This window comes from Pseudomonas sp. TWR1-1-3 (assembly GCF_049896805.1).
GTDB classification, from domain to species: domain Bacteria; phylum Pseudomonadota; class Gammaproteobacteria; order Pseudomonadales; family Pseudomonadaceae; genus Aquipseudomonas; species Aquipseudomonas bubulae.
Genome location: NZ_JAFCUZ010000001.1, coordinates 697,230 through 715,715, shown reverse-complemented (window position 1 = coordinate 715,715; position 18,486 = coordinate 697,230). Strand labels below are relative to the sequence as shown.

Below are 18,486 nucleotides of genomic sequence, written 5' to 3'. Positions count from 1 at the left end.
CCGGCAACGACGACAGTCACTATGGGTTAATCAGGCTGCGTGGACAGCGTTGCGAGAACCTCTCCCGAGAGACGTTCACGCAAAAGTTGCTCTTCGCTGCGCTTGCGCTCATCCAGAGCGCCAAGCTCCTGTTGATACACCTCCCCGAGATCGGCATGTCGGTCTTCCAGCGCTTTATGCTCCACTTCAAAACGTTCCTCCAGGGCCAGGAATTCCTCTGGATACTGGCGCTTGAGGTAATTGATCCAGTAGCCCTGCAGGATCAACTGCTCCATAAAGGCCGGCGAATTTTCGGCTGCCTTTATTTTCAAATAAGCACTTTCAATCTCTTGCTCAGTGACTTTCGCCGCATGGCTGTATTGCATGCCCCTGGGCTGCGCAGGCAGGTCGAGGCGCTCGCTCAGGCTAATGCGATAGGCCAGTCGAACCTCCGCAGCGTCCGCTCCACGGCGTGATTGATAGGCAAATTGCGCGACCTCCTCCACTTGCCCCAAGCGAAACAGGCGCCGGCCCAGCCCGAGCAACGCAGGCCCTTCCTGGCCAGCCACCACTGAGCGCAGGGCATTGAACTCAAACACCTTCACTTCCAGATCGCTGAACAGCAGGATTCGACCATCGCCACAGGTCACATCGGAATGACCGATGATAAATAGCTCGTCGCGTAACTGGCTATCGGATGCAGCTGCCTGCAGTACATTCCAGACCCGCCGGGTCAGGCCCGGTCTGTCCTGGATATAGTCCTGGGTGAATTGCAGCTGATCCAGCAAATAGAACAGCCCCCTGCTCTCCTTTTGCGCCAGCAGGTCGTCCCAGATCACTGGCCTCGGCGAGCCTTGCGGCTCCCCCACACACCAGCGGGCCTTTTGCTCGGCCAGTTGCTCGGGTGTCAGGTGCTCCAGATGATCGAGGTTTTCGTCGACACCAGCGGCCCCGTACTCAGGCTCATCACTGCTGAGCGAAGCGTTATCGGAGAAGGCCAGGCCGTCTTCAATGTCCTCAAGGGAGCATCCGAGGTCATTGCCCGAAAAGCTCCTGTAGTCTCTTAAGGTTGCATAGCCTGATGTGGAGAGCAGGTTATGGGACAAATCAGTATGAGCCATCAATGCGTCGTTATCGCCCTCAAACAGCTCAACAGGGATCGTATCGATCTGGTTGTTGCTCAGGTTGAGGGTTCTGAGGGTCGGGGTTGTGAGTACCCGGGTCGGCCAGCGCATCAGCCTGTTCCCCCTCAGGTTCAGGGTTTGCAATTCGCTCATGCCAGTAAGGTCAAATGTGTCGAGCCTGTTGTAGCTCAGATCCAGCCATTCCAGGTGCGCCAGTGATTGCAACTGACGACTCAAGCCCTCCTCGTCCTGCAAGCGGTTGTGGGCAGCCTCCAGCCGGGTGAGGTTTTCAAGCGAGCCGATTCCCTCCGGCAAACGGGTCAGCTCATTATTATTGAGGTGCAAGGTACGCAAGCCGGGAAATTCGCGGATAAACCCTTGCGAGCCCCCGGCAGTAATGCGTACACCGCTGAGGTTCAGTGTGGTGATATGCGTCTGGAACACATTCAGCGGCGGTATATCCCCCAGGCACAGGTCCGAGAAGTCCAGGGTATGCACAGACTCGGGCTGCGCCGTTGTGACGGTCTCCAGCCCATCGCGCCAGGCCTGCATGATCCTGTCAGCCGCACGCCTGCGATCGACGGCACTGACCCAGCGTCCGCTTTCCCTGTGGCCCGGAATATTGATCCAGCCATTCAGGCGCTGGACCAGAGCGTCGTATTGGTGATTCCACTCGGCAAGCCGGGCGTCGATTTCCAGCACACCCATGCCACGGGCCTGCATCTGTTCAAGGTATTGCACTGCATCATGCAGGCTCAGATCGGGATGGATCCTTTGCAGCAGGGTGGTGCGGTTCAATTCCGGGGCACCGGGCTGAAATATCGGTGCGGGGCTCAACAAGACTTCATCCGTCTTCAATACTGGAGCGGCCGCCAACAACAGGTCAGGCCTGTCAGCGACAATGGCAGGGAAAAACTCGGGCGTTCCCCCGGTCCTGCGTGCTGCCAGTAATCCGATCGCTATATTGGCTGCCGTGTCGCGTCCCGAACGCTGGGCATAAGCCAGCAAATCGGCACAGCTTTGCGCATCCAGCTGGCAACCATTTAACTTCACCCCCTGCATCAGTGCCTCATGACCCACGAGAGCCGTCGCAGGGACCGTCCTGATTGCGCTGTTGCTCATATCCAGAAACCGCAACCTGGGTAGATCAAAAACCCCGGCAGGCCAGCTGCGAATGGCTGTATGACTGAGATCAAGCGACTCCAGCTTGGTCAGCGCCCCGATATCCAGCGCTGTCACCCGGTTGCCCTGCAGATTCAAGCGCACGAGCCCACGCAGGCCACTCAACTGCATCTGCAACGAGGGGCTCATCACCAACTCGTTGTGCGCCAGGTTGAGGTCTGTAAGCTGGCGCAAATTACCCAGAGCATTCGGCAGCAAATCCAGGCCGTTGCGGCTCAGGTCCAACTCCCGGAGCTGGCCGAACGCCTGCAGAAACCGATCCATTTCCTCGACAGCCACCTCCAGCTCGCTCAAGTTAAGACGATGGACATGGGCAAACGCCTGCCCCCCCGGCACAGGTGGCAGAGAACTGATTATTTCGTCTGCCAGATCCAGCTCCTGATTTACAGTACTGACCCGCCAGGAAGGCCCGGCGCCAGCATCCTCCAACCCCAGTCGGGGTGAAATTCCAGCACGCCAGCAGCGCTGAATCTTGTCAGCCGCTTGCCTGCGCAACAGCGTTTGCGTCGTCTCAGGATCCTGAGACACCCAGGCCTCCAGAGCCTCGGCAAACCTGTAGTGCTCTTCATGCAAGCCGTTAACGCGCCGCATCAGCTCAGCCACGGCTTGTTCGCCAAGGGACCACCGCGTAATTACCGTACTGGCAAACAGTCGGTCATGGGGCATGAAACGGGTCAGGCAACCTGTGCAGTAAGCGATTGTCCATCTCTCCAGATCCACCGTTCGCACAGGATGGGTACGCAGGCGCTCGTAGGCTCTTATGGCCGTTGACGGCTCAATGCCTGACCAATCCAGAAGCAAGCCCGCCCATAACTGCTGATGTCCGGTGAACAGCTCATCGGGCAACGTTGTTATCGAGGTTCCAAACAGGTCCAGGGTTTCAAGATCAGTAAGATCGAACAGGCCTGCTGGCCACTGAACAAGTCGTCCTTTGACCTGCAATTGCCGCAGCCGCGGCCAGCCACTGACATCCAGCGTTTCCAGTGCCCCCTGCACAGACAGGCATTCGATCTGCCCAAGGGTTGTCAGCCGGTCCATGAACTCACGGGTCAAGCCCTGCCAGTCGGCTTCCAGTGACAGCTCGCTGACCGTGGGCAACTGCGCCAATGCATCGGCAACGGGCATCATCTGTGATCGCTGAAGGCTTATTTCCAGGCGCTCCACGCTGGGGAAGCGCTTGACAAATCCGGCATCGGGCTCGCTCACCATCAGGTCGGCGCTCAGCCGCAATGTCCGCACATGGGAAAAGTCAGCGTCCAGTACAGGAAATTCACTCGCCCAGCTAAGGTCAAATTCAAGATCCAGATAAGCAAAAGGTTCAATACGACTCAGTACACCCTCCCGCCAACAACCTACCAGCCGGTCAGCCGTCAAGCGCCGCATCCGTTGGTTAAAGGGCCCGCTGGCTGTGCTCGACCACAGTTCCAGTGTGCTACGCAATGTGTCCAGCTCACGTTGGCGACGGGCTAGAAAATCGAAGATATGCTGGGCAGACTCTCCATCGTCGATGCGCTTGCGCACATAGGCCTCGGCCTGTTCGTCGCTGATTTGCGGGCAAATATCGCGTACACGGCTTATCAACGACGGACTCACGTCAAAAGCTGCCCCTTTGCCAGACAAGGCATAGCCGATCCGACCATTGATTCTCTGCAAGGCGGGTCTTGCAGCCACAGGATGCAATTTCAGCATGCGGGCCATTTCCCTGCGATGCGAAGTGGCGTAGCGAGCCACTGCAGCCGGGCTGACGACGTTTTGACTGGCGCTCAGGTGCAACATTGCCTCAATGGCCAGACGCTCACTGTCGAGATTCGCCAGCCCCGGCACATACAGGCCGGCCAGCGCCCGGTTCAAACGGCCCTGTTGCGCGTACTCACGCGCCAGCCGGTCCAGCCGCCTCGACCCCCGACCTGTCCGGCGCAGGCGTGCCACATCATTCTCACCGGCAAGCTCAAGCACTTCCTGAGCCGCAGACTCAGACAGCATGGGAAATCGTCGACGTACTAATTCGACATTCGCTTGAGCCGTCCGGCCTGTGCCGGTCAGACGGGCAAGCAGTGCGTGCTTGCCCGCTCTTGTGCCATCGACCAGCATGCCCAGCTCCCGCTCAACCCGCCATTGTTGCAATGTGTCCCTCAACAAAGCAGGCACGGGCAGGCAGTCCACATGCACCCTGCGCAAGGTTTCGTCACTGACCCCACTGATGTCGCCGATCTGCCCCAGTTCTTCATCATCGAACATGCGGGTCACGTGCCCCAGTCGACGCAGCAAGGTCGGGCGCTCCCATTGCAAGGGCTGTTCATGCTCGAGACGCCAGGCTCCTTCATGGTTATGCATGAGGATTGGCTGATAAGCATTTTCGTCGCTCGGATGCTTTATCCTCCAGGCATTAAGCTGCTGATCGAAGGCCTGCTCGTAGAACTGTCGGCCCACCTGGACCCAGGTTTTGCCGTCTGCCCGATACTGGCCCAGAGCATTGGGCTCAAGCCGGGTATTGAGCGGCAACTGGCATTGATAGGCCTCGATTTCGGGCCGCCACAGACGGGTTTCACCGTTGGGCAGGACGATTTGCCTGAACCTGTCGATCCCGGCGGGGTCAGTCGCCAACCTGCCACTGGCTACGTGGCCTGCAACCCCAGTTGCACCACTCAGCACGATATTCAGCGCAACGGACTCCACATGCGACCAGGCATCCTCGACATCGCCTGCCTGCCACGACTCAATGCCTTGGTAGATGTCCATACTCATCTGTAGAGCCATCACTGCCATCATGACCTCCCCTGCACCGGGGATTAAAAACGCTGCCACGTTCAACACATCAAGACCAAGGCCAAGGTAGTCATCAAGACGCTGCTGCAAGCGCTTGCTGTCGGCATCGGCTGTGGGCACTGCAAGTGCCCGGGCATTGGCTTTGAGCCTGTCCAGATGAAGGGTATTGAGGGCCGTGAACAGCCCTGCTGATGACGTTTCGATGCTTACCAGCTCCAGCTTCAGGTCCACCTCATCAACATAATCTGCTGGCTCGATACCTCTCGGATCAGGCATGGTCTTGTACAACTGATGATTCAATCGCTGCATAAAAAGTGCGGCGTTCCCTTGGGGGACCAGACTGGCAAACAGCTGCTGATACGCAGGCAGACGCAAATTCAGACCCAGCTCATACTGAAATGCTTCCAGCGAGGGGTATTCTTTGAGTGCCGAGAACGGTGCCCCCGGGATATAGACCACCACGGGTTCAACCTCAGGTTTTTTCATCAGCGGCACACCGCTCAATCCGGTGCGCTCCCATTCCAGAACCGGCCACCTGGAACGATCGGGGCCGATAATCAACACCTCGTCCAAGACCTGGCCATAGAGCTGGAGCTGGCTGAACACTACAGGTTTTGCATATAACGACACGCGCGGTTGCTCCTCCAGCAACGCACTGATCATGGCAAAACCAGAGTCAGTGATATGCCGTTGCAGCAGTGCCCGATGCAAGCGTACGGCCAGCAGTGCTTTTTGCGCCCGGATCATCAGGGCGCGCACCGCTGGCGGGGCAAAAACCGCCTGCAGATGGGCCTGGTACTGCTGCCCCAAATCCAGGGATCTGCACAGCTGTGAGAACACTTCGGGTGACATGGGTAATGTTTCGCGGTAAGCAAAACCGGGAACCGGCCGAAGACTTTCCCACTCCTGTCGGAATCTGTGTGCCACAACCCCAGAACCATGCACCAGGGTGTCCGACACAATGGCCAGTTGATCAGGGCCCTTGTCTGGCTGGAACCGTTCGACAGGTAAAGCGCCCTGCGGCGCCAACGCGCTAAGTTGTCCTGCGACCCTTTGGGAAAAATCTTCACTGGCGTCAAAGTTGAGCAAGGCAGCCTGTAACAGGCTGTGTTGGCGCACGGGCTGATTGCGGCGCAGGTAAAACAGCCGGTCCGTGTTGACGTCCATTGCCCGGCCTTGGCCAAGGTGACTGTGCAATGCCTCCTGCAAGCGGGGCTCGGCAAACTGGGTGATCCCCTGCAGGCCTTTCAGTGCCCTGGCCAAGGCCTGATTGGCAGCCCGGCTGCGAGCCTGGCTGTCGAGCAGGGCCTGACGCAGCCACCGTGGTGCGCGGCCGAGCCCATCGGCTGCTCCAGCCTCTGAAGCATGCGCCGGAAACAATCCCGGCTTGAGGCGTTTGATATCTGCCACAGCGCTGTGTTTGACCCAGGCGGGTATTCTGGATTTTATGAAGGCTGCGTGGGGCCCCGGCCCCGAGACAATGTACGAACTTTCCATGACCGGCTTCTTCCTGAAACGCGTGTGAATGAGCGCCTCAGTACAACCGACAGTGCCCGGGCATGGGTGGTAGATAGTTAATGGGCCTTGAAGTTGACTACGCTATGGGATGTAACCGTTCCAACCTCAGACAGCCGAGGCATCTATGAACGATCCTGCCGACAACAAGCCGCCGAGCTTCTGGCAAATGCTGCACAGCGTCATGGCCGCTGCCTTTGGCGTGCAAAGCGGAAAAAACAGGACTCGGGATTTTTCCCACGGAAAAGCCTCCCACTTCCTTATCATGGGGCTGCTATTTACCTTGGTGTTTGCCTTGACCCTGTACGGGATCGTCACGCTGGTGGTTCATCTGGCGGGGGTTTAGGGACGCAAATTGGCAGCGCGTACCTGAGTGCCGGGCACGCAAAGGCCTGGGGGGGCCATGCACAACGTTGGCATTGTTGAGCATGCCAACGGCAGCGAGGGCGGCACCAGGTAATGTCGACAAGCTCTTTAGCGGCTACATCCGCCTGATCAGCCTCGACCTTGCACGCTTGCTACTGGTGGCTGACCCAGTACACGGCAGTAGAAACCACCAGAATGATCAGAAAGAAAATGGCCCATGCATCGACCTTGCTGTCGCTTTTACGCGCTTTGACTGGAGTACTCATCGCATCGCCTTTTTTCGGTTTTATGGGTGATTGCTTGAAGTCCTTAAAACAGTTAAGTCCAGCAATGCCCTTCCCACAAGTAAGGGATTGAGAATCAAACGCTTATAGTCGTTTTGGTTCTTTGCATATGCTTAAACATCACTTTTGCGCATAACTACAAACTGGTATCGTGCCCCGCTCCTTGGGGAGTGCGCGGCCGTGCGCGCAGATAAGCTGTTAGCAGCCTGAGAACAGGACCTATATGTACGTATATGACGAGTACGATCAGCAGATCATCGAGGACCGCGTCAAGCAGTTCCGGGATCAGACCCGACGCTATCTGGCAGGTGAGCTGAGCGAAGAAGAGTTCCGCCCCCTGCGCCTGCAAAATGGCCTTTATGTTCAACGCTTTGCCCCAATGCTGCGGGTCGCTGTGCCTTATGGCCAGTTGACTTCGCGTCAGGCGCGAATGATGGCCAAAATCGCTCGTGACTATGACAAGGGCTATGCCCACATCAGTACCCGCCAGAACGTGCAATTCAACTGGCCTGCGCTGGAAGACATCCCGGACATCCTGGAAGAACTGGCCACCGTGCAGATGCACGCCATTCAGACCAGCGGCAACTGCCTGCGCAACGTCACCACCGACCAGTTCGCCGGTGTTGCTGCGGATGAGCTGATCGATTCGCGCCCTTGGTGCGAAATCGTGCGTCAGTGGACGACTTTCCACCCGGAATTCGCCTACCTGCCACGCAAATTCAAAATTGCAATCAACGGTTCGACATCTGACCGTGCAGCCATTGAAGTGCATGACATCGGCCTGGAGCCGGTACTCAACGACGCCGGCGAAGTGGGCTTCCGTGTACTGGTAGGTGGCGGCCTGGGCCGTACCCCGGTAATCGGTGCCTTCATCAATGAGTTCTTGCCGTGGCAAGACCTGTTGAGCTACCTCGAGGCCATCCTGCGTGTCTACAACCGCTATGGCCGTCGTGACAACAAGTACAAGGCGCGGATCAAGATTCTGGTCAAGGCGCTGACGCCTGAAGTGTTCGCCGAGCGTGTTGAGGCCGAAATGGTTCACTTGCGCGGCGGTTCGAACACCCTGACCGAAGCCGAAGTGCAGCGTATCGCCAAGCACTTCGTCGATCCTGACTACAAAGCCCTGCCCGACTTCGGCGCCGAACTGGCCGAACTCGACAAGCAGCACCCGGGTTTTGCCCGTTGGCGCGTACGCAACACGTTGGCCCACAAAAAACCGGGCTATGTCGCCGTTACTTTGTCGCTCAAACCTACAGGTGTAGCCCCGGGCGATGTGACCGACAAGCAGTGGGATGCCATCGCCGACATGGCCGACCGTTACAGCTTTGGCCAACTGCGTACTTCCCACGAGCAGAACATTATCCTGGCCGATGTCGAAGAGAGCCAGCTGTTCACCATGTGGGGCGAGTTGCGCGAAAATGGGTTCGCCACGCCCAACATCGGTTTGCTGACCGACATGATCTGCTGCCCTGGTGGTGACTTCTGCTCCCTGGCCAACGCCAAGTCGATCCCGATTGCCGAATCGATCCAGCGCCGCTTTGAAAACCTGGACTACCTGTTCGACATTGGCGAACTGGACCTGAACATTTCCGGTTGCATGAACGCCTGTGGTCACCACCACGTCGGGCATATCGGGATTCTCGGCGTAGATAAAAAAGGCGCCGAGTTCTATCAGGTATCCCTGGGTGGCAGTGCCAGCCGTGATGCCAGTCTCGGCAAGATTCTGGGCCCGTCCTTTGCCCAGGACGCCATGCCGGATGTGATTGAAAAGCTGATCGACGTCTATGTTGAAAAACGTACCGAAGACGAACGTTTTATCGATACCTACCAGCGTATCGGCATTGACCCTTTCAAGGAGCGCGTCTATGCAGCGAATAATTAAGAACAACCAGGTCATCGATGAAACCTGGCACTTGCTGCCCAAGGAAACCAGCTTTGACGAAATCTCCAATTGCGACGACCTGATCGTGCCTTTGGTGATGTGGCGCGAACACGGCCACGCACTCAAGGCCCGCGACGGCGGCCTGGGCGTGTGGCTGGACAGCGACGAAGAAGCTGAAGAGCTGGGCGAGGACGTGGCGAACTTTCAGGTTATTGCCCTGAACTTCCCGGCTTTCACTGATGGCCGCAGTTATTCCAACGCCCGTTTGCTGCGTGACCGCTATGGTTATAAAGGCGAACTTCGCGCCATTGGCGATGTTCTGCGCGACCAGTTGTTCTATCTGCATCGCTGTGGCTTTGACGCATTCGCCATCCGTGCCGATAAAGACCCTTACGAAGCGCTGGAAGGCCTCAAGGACTTCTCGGTGACCTACCAGTCTTCAACCGACGAGCCGATGCCGCTGTTCCGTCGTCGCTGATGCTGTGGCTGGCCCTGGTTACCCAGGGCCAGCGCCTGCATAACCCTGCGCAGGGTCAAGATTGCTCCTGCTCGAAAGGGTGTTTTTCAACTTCTTCACGGGTCAACTGGCTGATCAGTTCTTGCCTGGCCAGCAAACGACTTTCCCCTACAGCTTGGGTTTTCGACACATACTCCTGACTGGACAGCCTCTCCCTAGCCAGGTAAAGCCCCTGCATGCGTTCATGCAGCGGTGAGTCAACCGACTGAAAATGCTCGGGGTATTTCTTCTCCAGAAAGCGCTCCCAGAACCCCTGCTTTTCAATGTAAGCAATCCTCGCTTGCGCTGTATCCTCAGTCAAAACATACAGCTTGGCGGCTTCAAGCTGCTCGAGCGTGACATTGGCGACTCTTTCAAAAATCATGCTCTTGGGCCGCGCCGGCAAGCCAAGGTCAGCAGCCAGTTTGACCTGATAAAACATCTGTATCTCCAGCGGATCAACCTTTGCAATTCGCGCCTGCAAATCAGCCGGGCTGAGCCTCTGCGCCAGACGTAGCGCTTGTGCCGAACCCAAACGATAAGCCACTCCCTGCTGTTCCTCCGCCGTCATGTTCGCCAAGGGCTCAGATGCAAAATCCGGGCTGACCTCATCGATCAAGCCCTGCAATTGGCGCACGTACTCTGATTGCTCGGCATGGACTGCAGCAATTCGCGCCTCAACAACCCCCTGTACATGTTTATCCAGCAGTTCGATCCGCAGAAGTCCTTGTGCCAGTTGCAGCAGCTCTGCTTCGGCATTGACCGAGCTTTGCGCAATAAAGATCCGGTAACGAAGTTCAAGATCCGAAAAAATCATCGGAATCCCATCGGCGCAGGTATTGGGATTGGCTGAAACCTCAAACAGCTGGTTACGTAATTCGCTGAAATCGTGCATGGCATTGAGAACTTGCCAGACCCGTTGGCTTAAACTTTCACGTCCATGCAAATACTGGGAGGACGCACTGAGGTCTTCCAGCACGCGAAAAAAATCACTCGACCCGGCGATATCCCTCAAGCTGTTCCATACACGCGTCTCTGAGAACGTTGGCCGGGACGCCCAGTGAAAGATGCCGCGTACCTGGTCAACATGCCGACGTCGCGGAGCAATACCAAAACTGATGCCGTACTCTCGCCGATAATTATCAAGGCGGCGTAACGAGTCGGCACTCAAAGGATTGTCATGCAGGTGAGTAACACTATTGATCGCTGTTCTGCCAGGTGACAAAACCTCCAGTGGAATGCGACTAATATTGTTGTCACGCATATCCAGGGTCTGCAGGTGGCTGAGCGACTCAACCCCTTCAGGCCAAGTCAGCAGACCACTGTAGCGTAGATACAAACGCTCAAGGTCAACCATGCGAGTCACCGAAATACGCCTGCCCAAGGGATTTCCCGTTAAATTCAAAGATTTCAACCGGGTCAGTCCCGCCAGAGCCGAAGCGGTTCGCCCGCTCAATACAATATGATTGTCCTGCAAGTTCAAGTTCACCAATTCGGACATACCGGCAATTTCCACGGGCAACTCACTGAGCTGGTTACTTTTCAGGGACAGGATGCGTAAGTTAGGAAACTTTTCCAAAAATGAACCGGGAAACTTTCCATTGGGTGAGTTGCTCAAGTGCAGTGCACTGACATGGGAAAAATCTGCCGATATCTCAGGCAAGCAATCAACTGGCCAACTATTGAGGTTCAGCACATATCCGGTGTGCTCACCCACGCTCACGGTTGCGGTCTGTCGGCGCCAGACATGGAGCAAAGCCTGGCTGATTGCACGCTTGTCCTGGGTCGTCACCAGTACCCGCGGGCCATTGCGCCGCTGACTCCAGACCGGCGAGTCCACCCAGCGCTCAAGATCGCTACGCAAGGTTTGAAGTTCGGCCTTGAACCTGGCCAGTACCCGGGTGGTCGACGCAGGTGAAAGTTCAAGATGGTATAAAAACTGGCTGACCGTTTCCTCACTCATTAACGGAAAAAGATCCATCACAAGATCCTTTATCACCAATGGCCTGCTCGCTTGCGCGGCATGGCCTGAGCGACCGCTGAGCCTGTAGCCTGCCCGCCCATCGGCCAGGCGCATGGGCGATTTGAACCAGGGTTTAACCTGCTGCATCCCCAGCGCATTGGCACTTTGCGCGCGATGACTGGCCGCATGGGATGCAATTTTCCAGCTTAAAAACACCCCCGGGTCAGTGTCGGGAAGCCCAAGCGACATACGCGCGGAAGACGGCAAGGCTTTGGCCACACATCTGCAAAGATAGGGGCTGCTGTATATATCATCTGTCGCGAGGCCCAAAAAATGGTACTCACCCGCGCTTTTAAAAATCTCCTGGCTGTATCTGGACAACGGATTACCTACGGAGCTCAGTACTTGACCTGTGGCTCTGTCGCGCAATAGCAAGCGCTGACTGGGTGGCCAATCAGGCAAGTGGGTAAGGGTTTGCCATGCCAATGTATTGCTATCAACGTTACTTAGAGCCTCGAAATAGAGTCCCTCCAGTGCCCGGTTCAAACGCAATACCTGCGTGTAGCTGCGCGCCTCTTCCAGGATATGCAGCGGCAGGCGCCCGGTGCTCTGCACTGTTGCCATTTCGGCCGGGGCCAGTTGATTCATTAACTCGCCCATCACACTTGCCGGCAAACTCGGAAACTGTTTTTGCAACAGTTCCATCCGGGCTGTCACCACCTCGCCCCGTTTATAAAGATGCGAGAACAAATCAGACTTTGTAGCCTGGGCAAAGCGACCCAACTGGCGCGCCAATGCCTGTTCCTGTTGCTCAAGGCCATCGACAGATTGCCCCAACAAAACCTCGATTTGCGCCGAGGAGAAAGACTCCAGCGTGGTCTTGAGCAATTCAGCGTTCTTGATCTGGGCTTCGGTAACTTGCAGGCGGGGATGCAAAGACTCCACTTCAGGCCCGTACTCCATGACCATGGACCCGCGCATGTTCACCACGCGTAAAACTCTGTCCGCAGGCCAACCATCAAGACGAGTCAACAGCTCCAGTTGCAATTGCGCAGTATCGGTAGACACTTTGCCCCCCTGCTGCATTAGTACGATGAAACGTTCGATCATTTGACTCAACTGCACGCGCCTCATGCTGTCTGCCAACGCAGGAGGTGGCGGCAGGTTATCCATGTGCAGCCTGCGCAACGCATCATCACTGGTATTGGATGCAGCCAGCACACGCTCGACCATAGCGTCCGATAACCCTTGGGCCGCAGGGCCCAACCGACGGAACAACTGCATACGCGACATTTGCATCGGATCATCGAGTTCATGCACCCACGCACCGCTGCCGTTATGCCTGACGCGTGGTGTGTAGGTGTACGGCTCGGTTGGGTGCTGGATATGACACCTTTGTGTCGCAGTATCGATTTTGACCTGATACACCTTGTCTTCCAGCTTGATAAACTGCTTGTTACCCATGCTATAGAGCCCTCGCGCATCGGGCTCGGCATCACCCAGCGCAAGGTTTGGGTATTGGTAGGGCCTGAGATCCGGCCGCCACAATCGTTTTTGACCTTTAACTGACGTGACTGCAACCAGTGCATCCACGACCGGCGATGGCCTGAGTGCTTTTGCCGCTGCAGTGCTGCTGGCAGCCAGCGCAAAATTCTCGGCAACATCGAACAAGTACTCCAGCGCGGCTGCCCGGTCTCCCCGCTGCCACGCCTTGATACCGTCATACACCTCAACCCCCAGTTGCATGACACTGGTTACCAGCAAGATCTCACCCAGAACCGGGACAAAACCCAACGCAACCATCAACAAGCTCACCCCCAGATTCAAGAAAGAGGCCTGACGTGCCAAACGACTTTTAGAGTCTTCATCTTCCGTGGGGACGATCAGCAACCTGGCATCATCTTTAATCTTGGCCAGCTGCAGCCCCCAGGCAATCAAAAATGGATCGTCAAACTTGGGCAGATGCCGGGTTTCGGACATCAATGCAGGCTCATTGATGATCGGTGGGCGGCGTAACAACAACGAATCCCAGGTTATATTTTTCAAGTCCGTGCGCCGCATAAACTCGGCGCGGTAACGCAAGGGAACCAAGTGAAAGAAATACGTGGCAAAGACGCTATTTTTTAACCACTCGCGCAGCGTCGCCTTTAATAAATCAAACGACTCGAATTCGTGAAACGCCGTGCCGGAACTGTTCGGCAAATACAGCACGCAGGGCTGCGCCTCTTCGGCCGGTTTTCTCTGCGGCCAAAAAACAATAACTCCGGGAACTTCAAAGCCCATGATTTGAAGCGTGCTATGACCTGAGTGAATATACGAAAAGAGAGCACCAGGCGGAATCAAAAAATTCAATATATAGTTATATGATTGTGTCGTGACCTCCGCCTTCATATAGGCCACATGCAAGGCGCAGGCAAATTCCTGGCGCAGATTCTGCACAAATACAGCTTGCAACTTATACGCCTTTGAATTGGCATTGTCGGCAGGCCAATTATCATCCGCCGGTTCAAACACACGCGTCAAATGCCATTGATATTGCATACCCAGGTTCAGGTCGCGGCAGATCTGCGCAAAACCTTCGGGCTTTAATTCGGCCTGTTCAATCTGCTGCGTACCTCTGAGTGCATAAATGCACGACCCCTGGTCGAAGCCGCCTTCAACAGCCTCAAAAGCCTCATAGTTCTGCAACGCAGCTTGCAGCAGGCTGTGATGACTGACGCTCGATACCAGGTTCAGCTCCAATGACTCAGGTGTGAACTTCTCGGGCAAGGCAAGCTGGATCAGAGAATCAACTAGCCTGAATTGTTGCCGAGCAAAAAACAGCAACAGATTACTCAACAAGCGAACCTGTTTTATGCCATACCTCTTGGGGTCAGCATCTGTCCAGCCACGTGCCTTCAGCGCCTCCTTGAGCAACGGCTCGGCGAACGACTCTATCGGCTTGATTTGGGCCAGCACGCGCGCGACCTCGCGCTGAGCCATTTGCCCTAATTTGAAACTGTTAAGTAATCTTTCGCGCAACGTCGGCGACGCATATTTAAACCAGGGTGCAAGCAACCCCGCAATATAGGTTTCATGCTGGTTTTCAACCGGCACATTCGCCAATCGACGGGCATAGTCGACAACGGATCGTTCAGACTCTGATAACGAATAACTAATAGCATCGGTCATGGTAAAGGCTCGATAGGGATTCGTGCCTTCAGCTTATAGACAACACTAAAAAATAGTCGGCTGAATACTTGATAAAGAATCAGGTTATTTATTAAAAAACATGCTTTAAACGATAATTAACTACCGCACCAGACACAGACGCAGGCGCTGTTGTAACACTTACAACAGCGCCTGACTAATCACCAGAAACGTGATTGGGTCAAACGACTCCACAATGAGTCAACAACATGTTCCGCCGAACTGCTGGCAGCCAGACCCACACGCTCCTGCAAACTTTTGCGCTGGGCATAGTGCAGGTGATACAGCTGTGCATTCGCGGCCCGCTCGGACAAATACTCATCGCTGGTTTTCAATTCGTCGACCAGCTGTTTATCGACCGCAGCAACGCCCAGCCACACTTCGCCGGTCGCCACTTCATCAATCGCCAGCTGCGGGCGGTACTTGGACACGAAGTTCTTGAACAGCTGATGGGTGATATCCAGGTCCTGCTGGAACTTTTCACGACCTTTTTCAGTGTTTTCGCCAAATACCGTAAGCGTTCGCTTGTACTCGCCCGCCGTCAGCACTTCATAATCAATGTCGTGCTTTTTGAGCAGGCGATTGACGTTGGGCAACTGCGCCACCACACCGATGGAACCCAGAATTGCAAACGGTGCACTGATAATCTTCTGGCCGATACAAGCCATCATGTAGCCACCGCTGGCAGCAACTTTATCGATGCAGATGGTCAGCGGAATGCCTGCCTGACGGATACGTGCCAATTGCGACGACGCAAGGCCATAGCTGTGCACCATGCCACCACCACTTTCCAGACGCAGCACCACTTCGTCAGTCGGTCTGGCCAGGGTCAGCAAGGCAGTAATTTCATGGCGCAGGCTTTCTGTCGCCGAGGCCTTGATATCACCGTGAAAATCCAGCACGAAGACATTTGCCTTGGTTTCTGGCTGTTTTTTCAGTTTTTTGTCGGCCTTGGCAGTCTGCTTGCGCAGTGCCTTGAACTGGTCTTTGGACAGCAGCGATTGCTCCAGGCGTTCACGCAGGCCCTTGTAGAAATCATTGAGCTTGGTGACCTGCAATTGCCCGGTAGAACGGCGCCCTTTGCCACGCAATGCAGCAACAGTCACCAGCACCACCACAATGGCGACCACCAGAGTCACGGTTTTAGCCAGAAAACTGGCGTACTCGGCAAGAAATTCCACAGCCTCTCCTTGAAAACGATTGCAGCCCGAGGGTCAGGGCCGCGCAATGACAACCAGCATACCGACGCCAACCGGGGCCTGCCAGCCGTGAAACACCTTGATCAGGGGCATTGGCAGCAATTCAAACAAGCGTATGTTTTTTCATTGACAGCCACTTGCCATCCTCCTAACCTCGCCTGACTTTCAGTGCTCAGGAATGACGCGCACGTGGGCAGCATCTATTTGATCAGACATGGCCAGGCCTCCTTTGGTGCAGATGACTACGACAAGTTGTCACCACTGGGCGTGCACCAGGCGCAAATTGCCGGTAAGCATCTGGCCGAACTGGATTTGCGCTTTGACCGTTGCCTGGCTGGTGATCTGACACGTCAGCAAGACACCGCACGCCATGCCCTGGCACAACTGCACGCCGCCGGGCTGCCCGCCCCTACACTGGAAACAGACGCTGCCTTCAACGAATTCGATGCTTACGCCATCCTTGATGCCCTGCTTCCCGGCTTGCTGCCGGACGAGCCAGAGGCCCTGACGGCGATGAACAATGCCGCCCACAATCCGGCCGAGTTCCAGCGCATTTTCGAACTGATCATCGAGCGCTGGCTCAGTGGCACCTGGGACACCCCCGGCCTGGAAACCTGGCTGGGCTTTGTCGAACGGGTGCAGGGCGGACTGAACCGCCTGCTCGACCTTGCCAAGGGCCAGCAGAACATTGTCGTGTTCACTTCTGCAGGCACCATTACGGCCCTGGTCCACCTATTGACCCGAATTCCGGCCACCGATGCCTTCAAGCTCGGCTGGCAAATCGTCAATACCTCGCTCAGCCAGCTCAAGTTTCATGGCCGCGAGGTCACCCTGGCTTCCTTCAACAGTCATGTGCATTTGCAACTGTTGAAGACGCCGTCACTCATCACCTATCGTTGAGCGTCGGCAACCGTGGCCTTCGGGCCGCCGTACTCCACCCTATATAAGGATCGAACCATGACTTCTGTAGCTGATGCCGTTCAAGCAATGAAAGCCAAATTCAACCCAGCCGCTGCTGCAGGCCTGGACCTGGTTTTTGGTTTCCGCATCGATGAAGACAAACACTTCTCGCTGATCGTCAAAGACAGCACTTGTGAACTCAAAGAAGGTGAAAACCCTGACGCCCAGGTCACCCTGGTGATGGACGGCGAGACCCTGGAAGGCATCGTTAGCGGCGAAACCGATGGCATGCAGGCATTTATGGGCGGCAAACTGCGCGCTGAAGGCGACATGATGCTGGCCATGAAGCTGAGCGAACTGTTCCCGGCCTAAGCCACACGCAGCACCGAAAACCGAAGCCCACGCGCTTCGGTTTTTTTTGCCCTGCGGTTTATTGAGGCAGTGGCCATCAAAGACGCTGATCCCCTGCTAACAGCCCTGCCTATTAAGGCAGCAGCCGACTTGTCGAGACCCGGGCCGCCCATTAGATTAGCGAATGTTGTCAGGCCTCAACTATAAACAGAAGAGATAAACATGGCGCTTACCGACTCGTCCACCCGCATCCGCACCGGCGAAGAACTCGACGCCAGCCGCATTGACCCTTACCTCAAGGCAAATATTCCTGGCCTTGTGGGGGAACCTGCGATCAGCCAGTTCCCCGGCGGCGCCTCGAACCTGACCTACCTGATTGAATACCCGGGTCGAGAGCTGGTGCTGCGCCGCCCGCCTTTTGGCCAAAAGGCCAAATCGGCGCACGACATGGGCCGCGAGTTTCGCATCCTCAATCAGCTCAAGGACGCCTTCCCCTACTGCCCCAGGGCCTACGCCCACTGCTCCGACGAAAGTCTGATCGGCTCCGAGTTCTATGTCATGGAACGGGTCAGGGGCATCATCCTGCGCTCGGATCTGCCGCAGGAACTGGCATTGGGCGCCGACGCCAGCAGAACCCTGTGCAAGAGCTTTATCGACAAACTGGTCGAGTTGCATCGCGTTGACTACAACGCTTGCGGCCTGGCCGATCTGGGTAAGCCGCAAGGCTACGTGCAGCGCCAGATCAGCGGCTGGAGCGAGCGCTACGAAAAGGCCCTGACCCCGGATGCACCCCATTGGCACGCAGTAAAAGACTGGCTGCACGCCAAAATGCCAGCCGACTACCCGACCCCGGCTATCGTTCACAACGACTACCGCTTTGATAATGTGATCCTAGATCCCGCCAACCCGATGCAGATCATCGGCGTGCTGGACTGGGAGCTGACTACGCTGGGTGATCCGCTGATGGACCTGGGCAACACCCTCGCCTACTGGATCGAGGCGGATGACCCAGCACCGGTGCAACTGATGCGGCGCCAGCCGAGCAACGCTCCGGGTATGTTGACCCGCCGCGAATTTGTGGATTACTACGCAGAGCGTTCCGGGATTCAGATAGACAACTACGATTTCTACTACACCTACGGCCTGTTTCGTCTGGCGGGTATCGTTCAACAGATCTACTACCGCTACTACCACGGCCAGACCGCAGACAAACGTTTTGCCCAGTTCATACAAATGAACGCGCTGCTGGAGCAGATTAGCCTCAACGTCATTCGCCGCTCCAGCCTCTAA

9 protein-coding genes are annotated in these 18,486 nt (G+C 56.2%); 6 read left to right on the top strand and 3 right to left on the bottom strand.

Annotated features, from left to right (window positions below; genetic code table 11):
* Positions 1-26 precede the first annotated feature (26 nt).
* Positions 27-6,548, bottom strand: a complete 6,522-nt coding sequence (locus ACP7BE_RS03225; RefSeq protein WP_426104710.1) for an NEL-type E3 ubiquitin ligase domain-containing protein — start codon at positions 6,546-6,548, stop codon at positions 27-29.
* 145 nt (positions 6,549-6,693) lie between these two features.
* Between ACP7BE_RS03225 and ACP7BE_RS03220 the strand changes: the two genes are divergently transcribed.
* The 3 genes from ACP7BE_RS03220 to ACP7BE_RS03210 all read left to right on the top strand — a co-directional run bounded on the left by ACP7BE_RS03220 (position 6,694) and on the right by ACP7BE_RS03210 (position 9,576).
* Complete coding sequence (locus tag ACP7BE_RS03220) at positions 6,694-6,912, top strand: DUF2970 domain-containing protein (RefSeq protein ID WP_095000403.1); 219 nt, start codon at positions 6,694-6,696, stop codon at positions 6,910-6,912.
* Between the two features lie 527 nt (positions 6,913-7,439).
* Complete coding sequence (locus ACP7BE_RS03215) at positions 7,440-9,098, top strand: nitrite/sulfite reductase (protein ID WP_016781107.1); 1,659 nt, start codon at positions 7,440-7,442, stop codon at positions 9,096-9,098.
* A complete protein-coding gene (locus tag ACP7BE_RS03210) occupies positions 9,082-9,576 on the top strand; it encodes a DUF934 domain-containing protein (RefSeq protein ID WP_095000404.1) in 495 nt (164 codons plus the stop codon). The genes ACP7BE_RS03215 and ACP7BE_RS03210 overlap by 17 nt, the downstream gene beginning before the upstream one ends.
* A gap of 55 nt (positions 9,577-9,631) precedes the next feature.
* Here ACP7BE_RS03210 and ACP7BE_RS03205 read toward each other — a convergent pair whose 3' ends face one another.
* Complete coding sequence (locus tag ACP7BE_RS03205; protein WP_426104706.1) at positions 9,632-14,728, bottom strand: NEL-type E3 ubiquitin ligase domain-containing protein; 5,097 nt, start codon at positions 14,726-14,728, stop codon at positions 9,632-9,634.
* Between the two features lie 179 nt (positions 14,729-14,907).
* Entirely contained in the window at positions 14,908-15,927 is a 1,020-nt protein-coding gene (gene sohB / locus ACP7BE_RS03200; RefSeq protein WP_095000406.1) for a protease SohB, read from the bottom strand.
* Between the two features lie 207 nt (positions 15,928-16,134).
* Between sohB and ACP7BE_RS03195 the strand changes: the two genes are divergently transcribed.
* From ACP7BE_RS03195 to ACP7BE_RS03185, 3 genes are all read left to right on the top strand, one after another.
* Positions 16,135-16,845 (top strand): histidine phosphatase family protein, encoded by a 711-nt coding sequence (locus ACP7BE_RS03195; RefSeq protein ID WP_095000407.1) that lies wholly within the window; start codon positions 16,135-16,137, stop codon positions 16,843-16,845.
* Positions 16,846-16,902: 57 nt separating this feature from the next.
* Complete coding sequence (locus tag ACP7BE_RS03190; protein WP_095000408.1) at positions 16,903-17,217, top strand: SCP2 sterol-binding domain-containing protein; 315 nt, start codon at positions 16,903-16,905, stop codon at positions 17,215-17,217.
* A gap of 201 nt (positions 17,218-17,418) precedes the next feature.
* Entirely contained in the window at positions 17,419-18,486 is a 1,068-nt protein-coding gene (locus ACP7BE_RS03185; protein WP_426104703.1) for a phosphotransferase family protein, read from the top strand.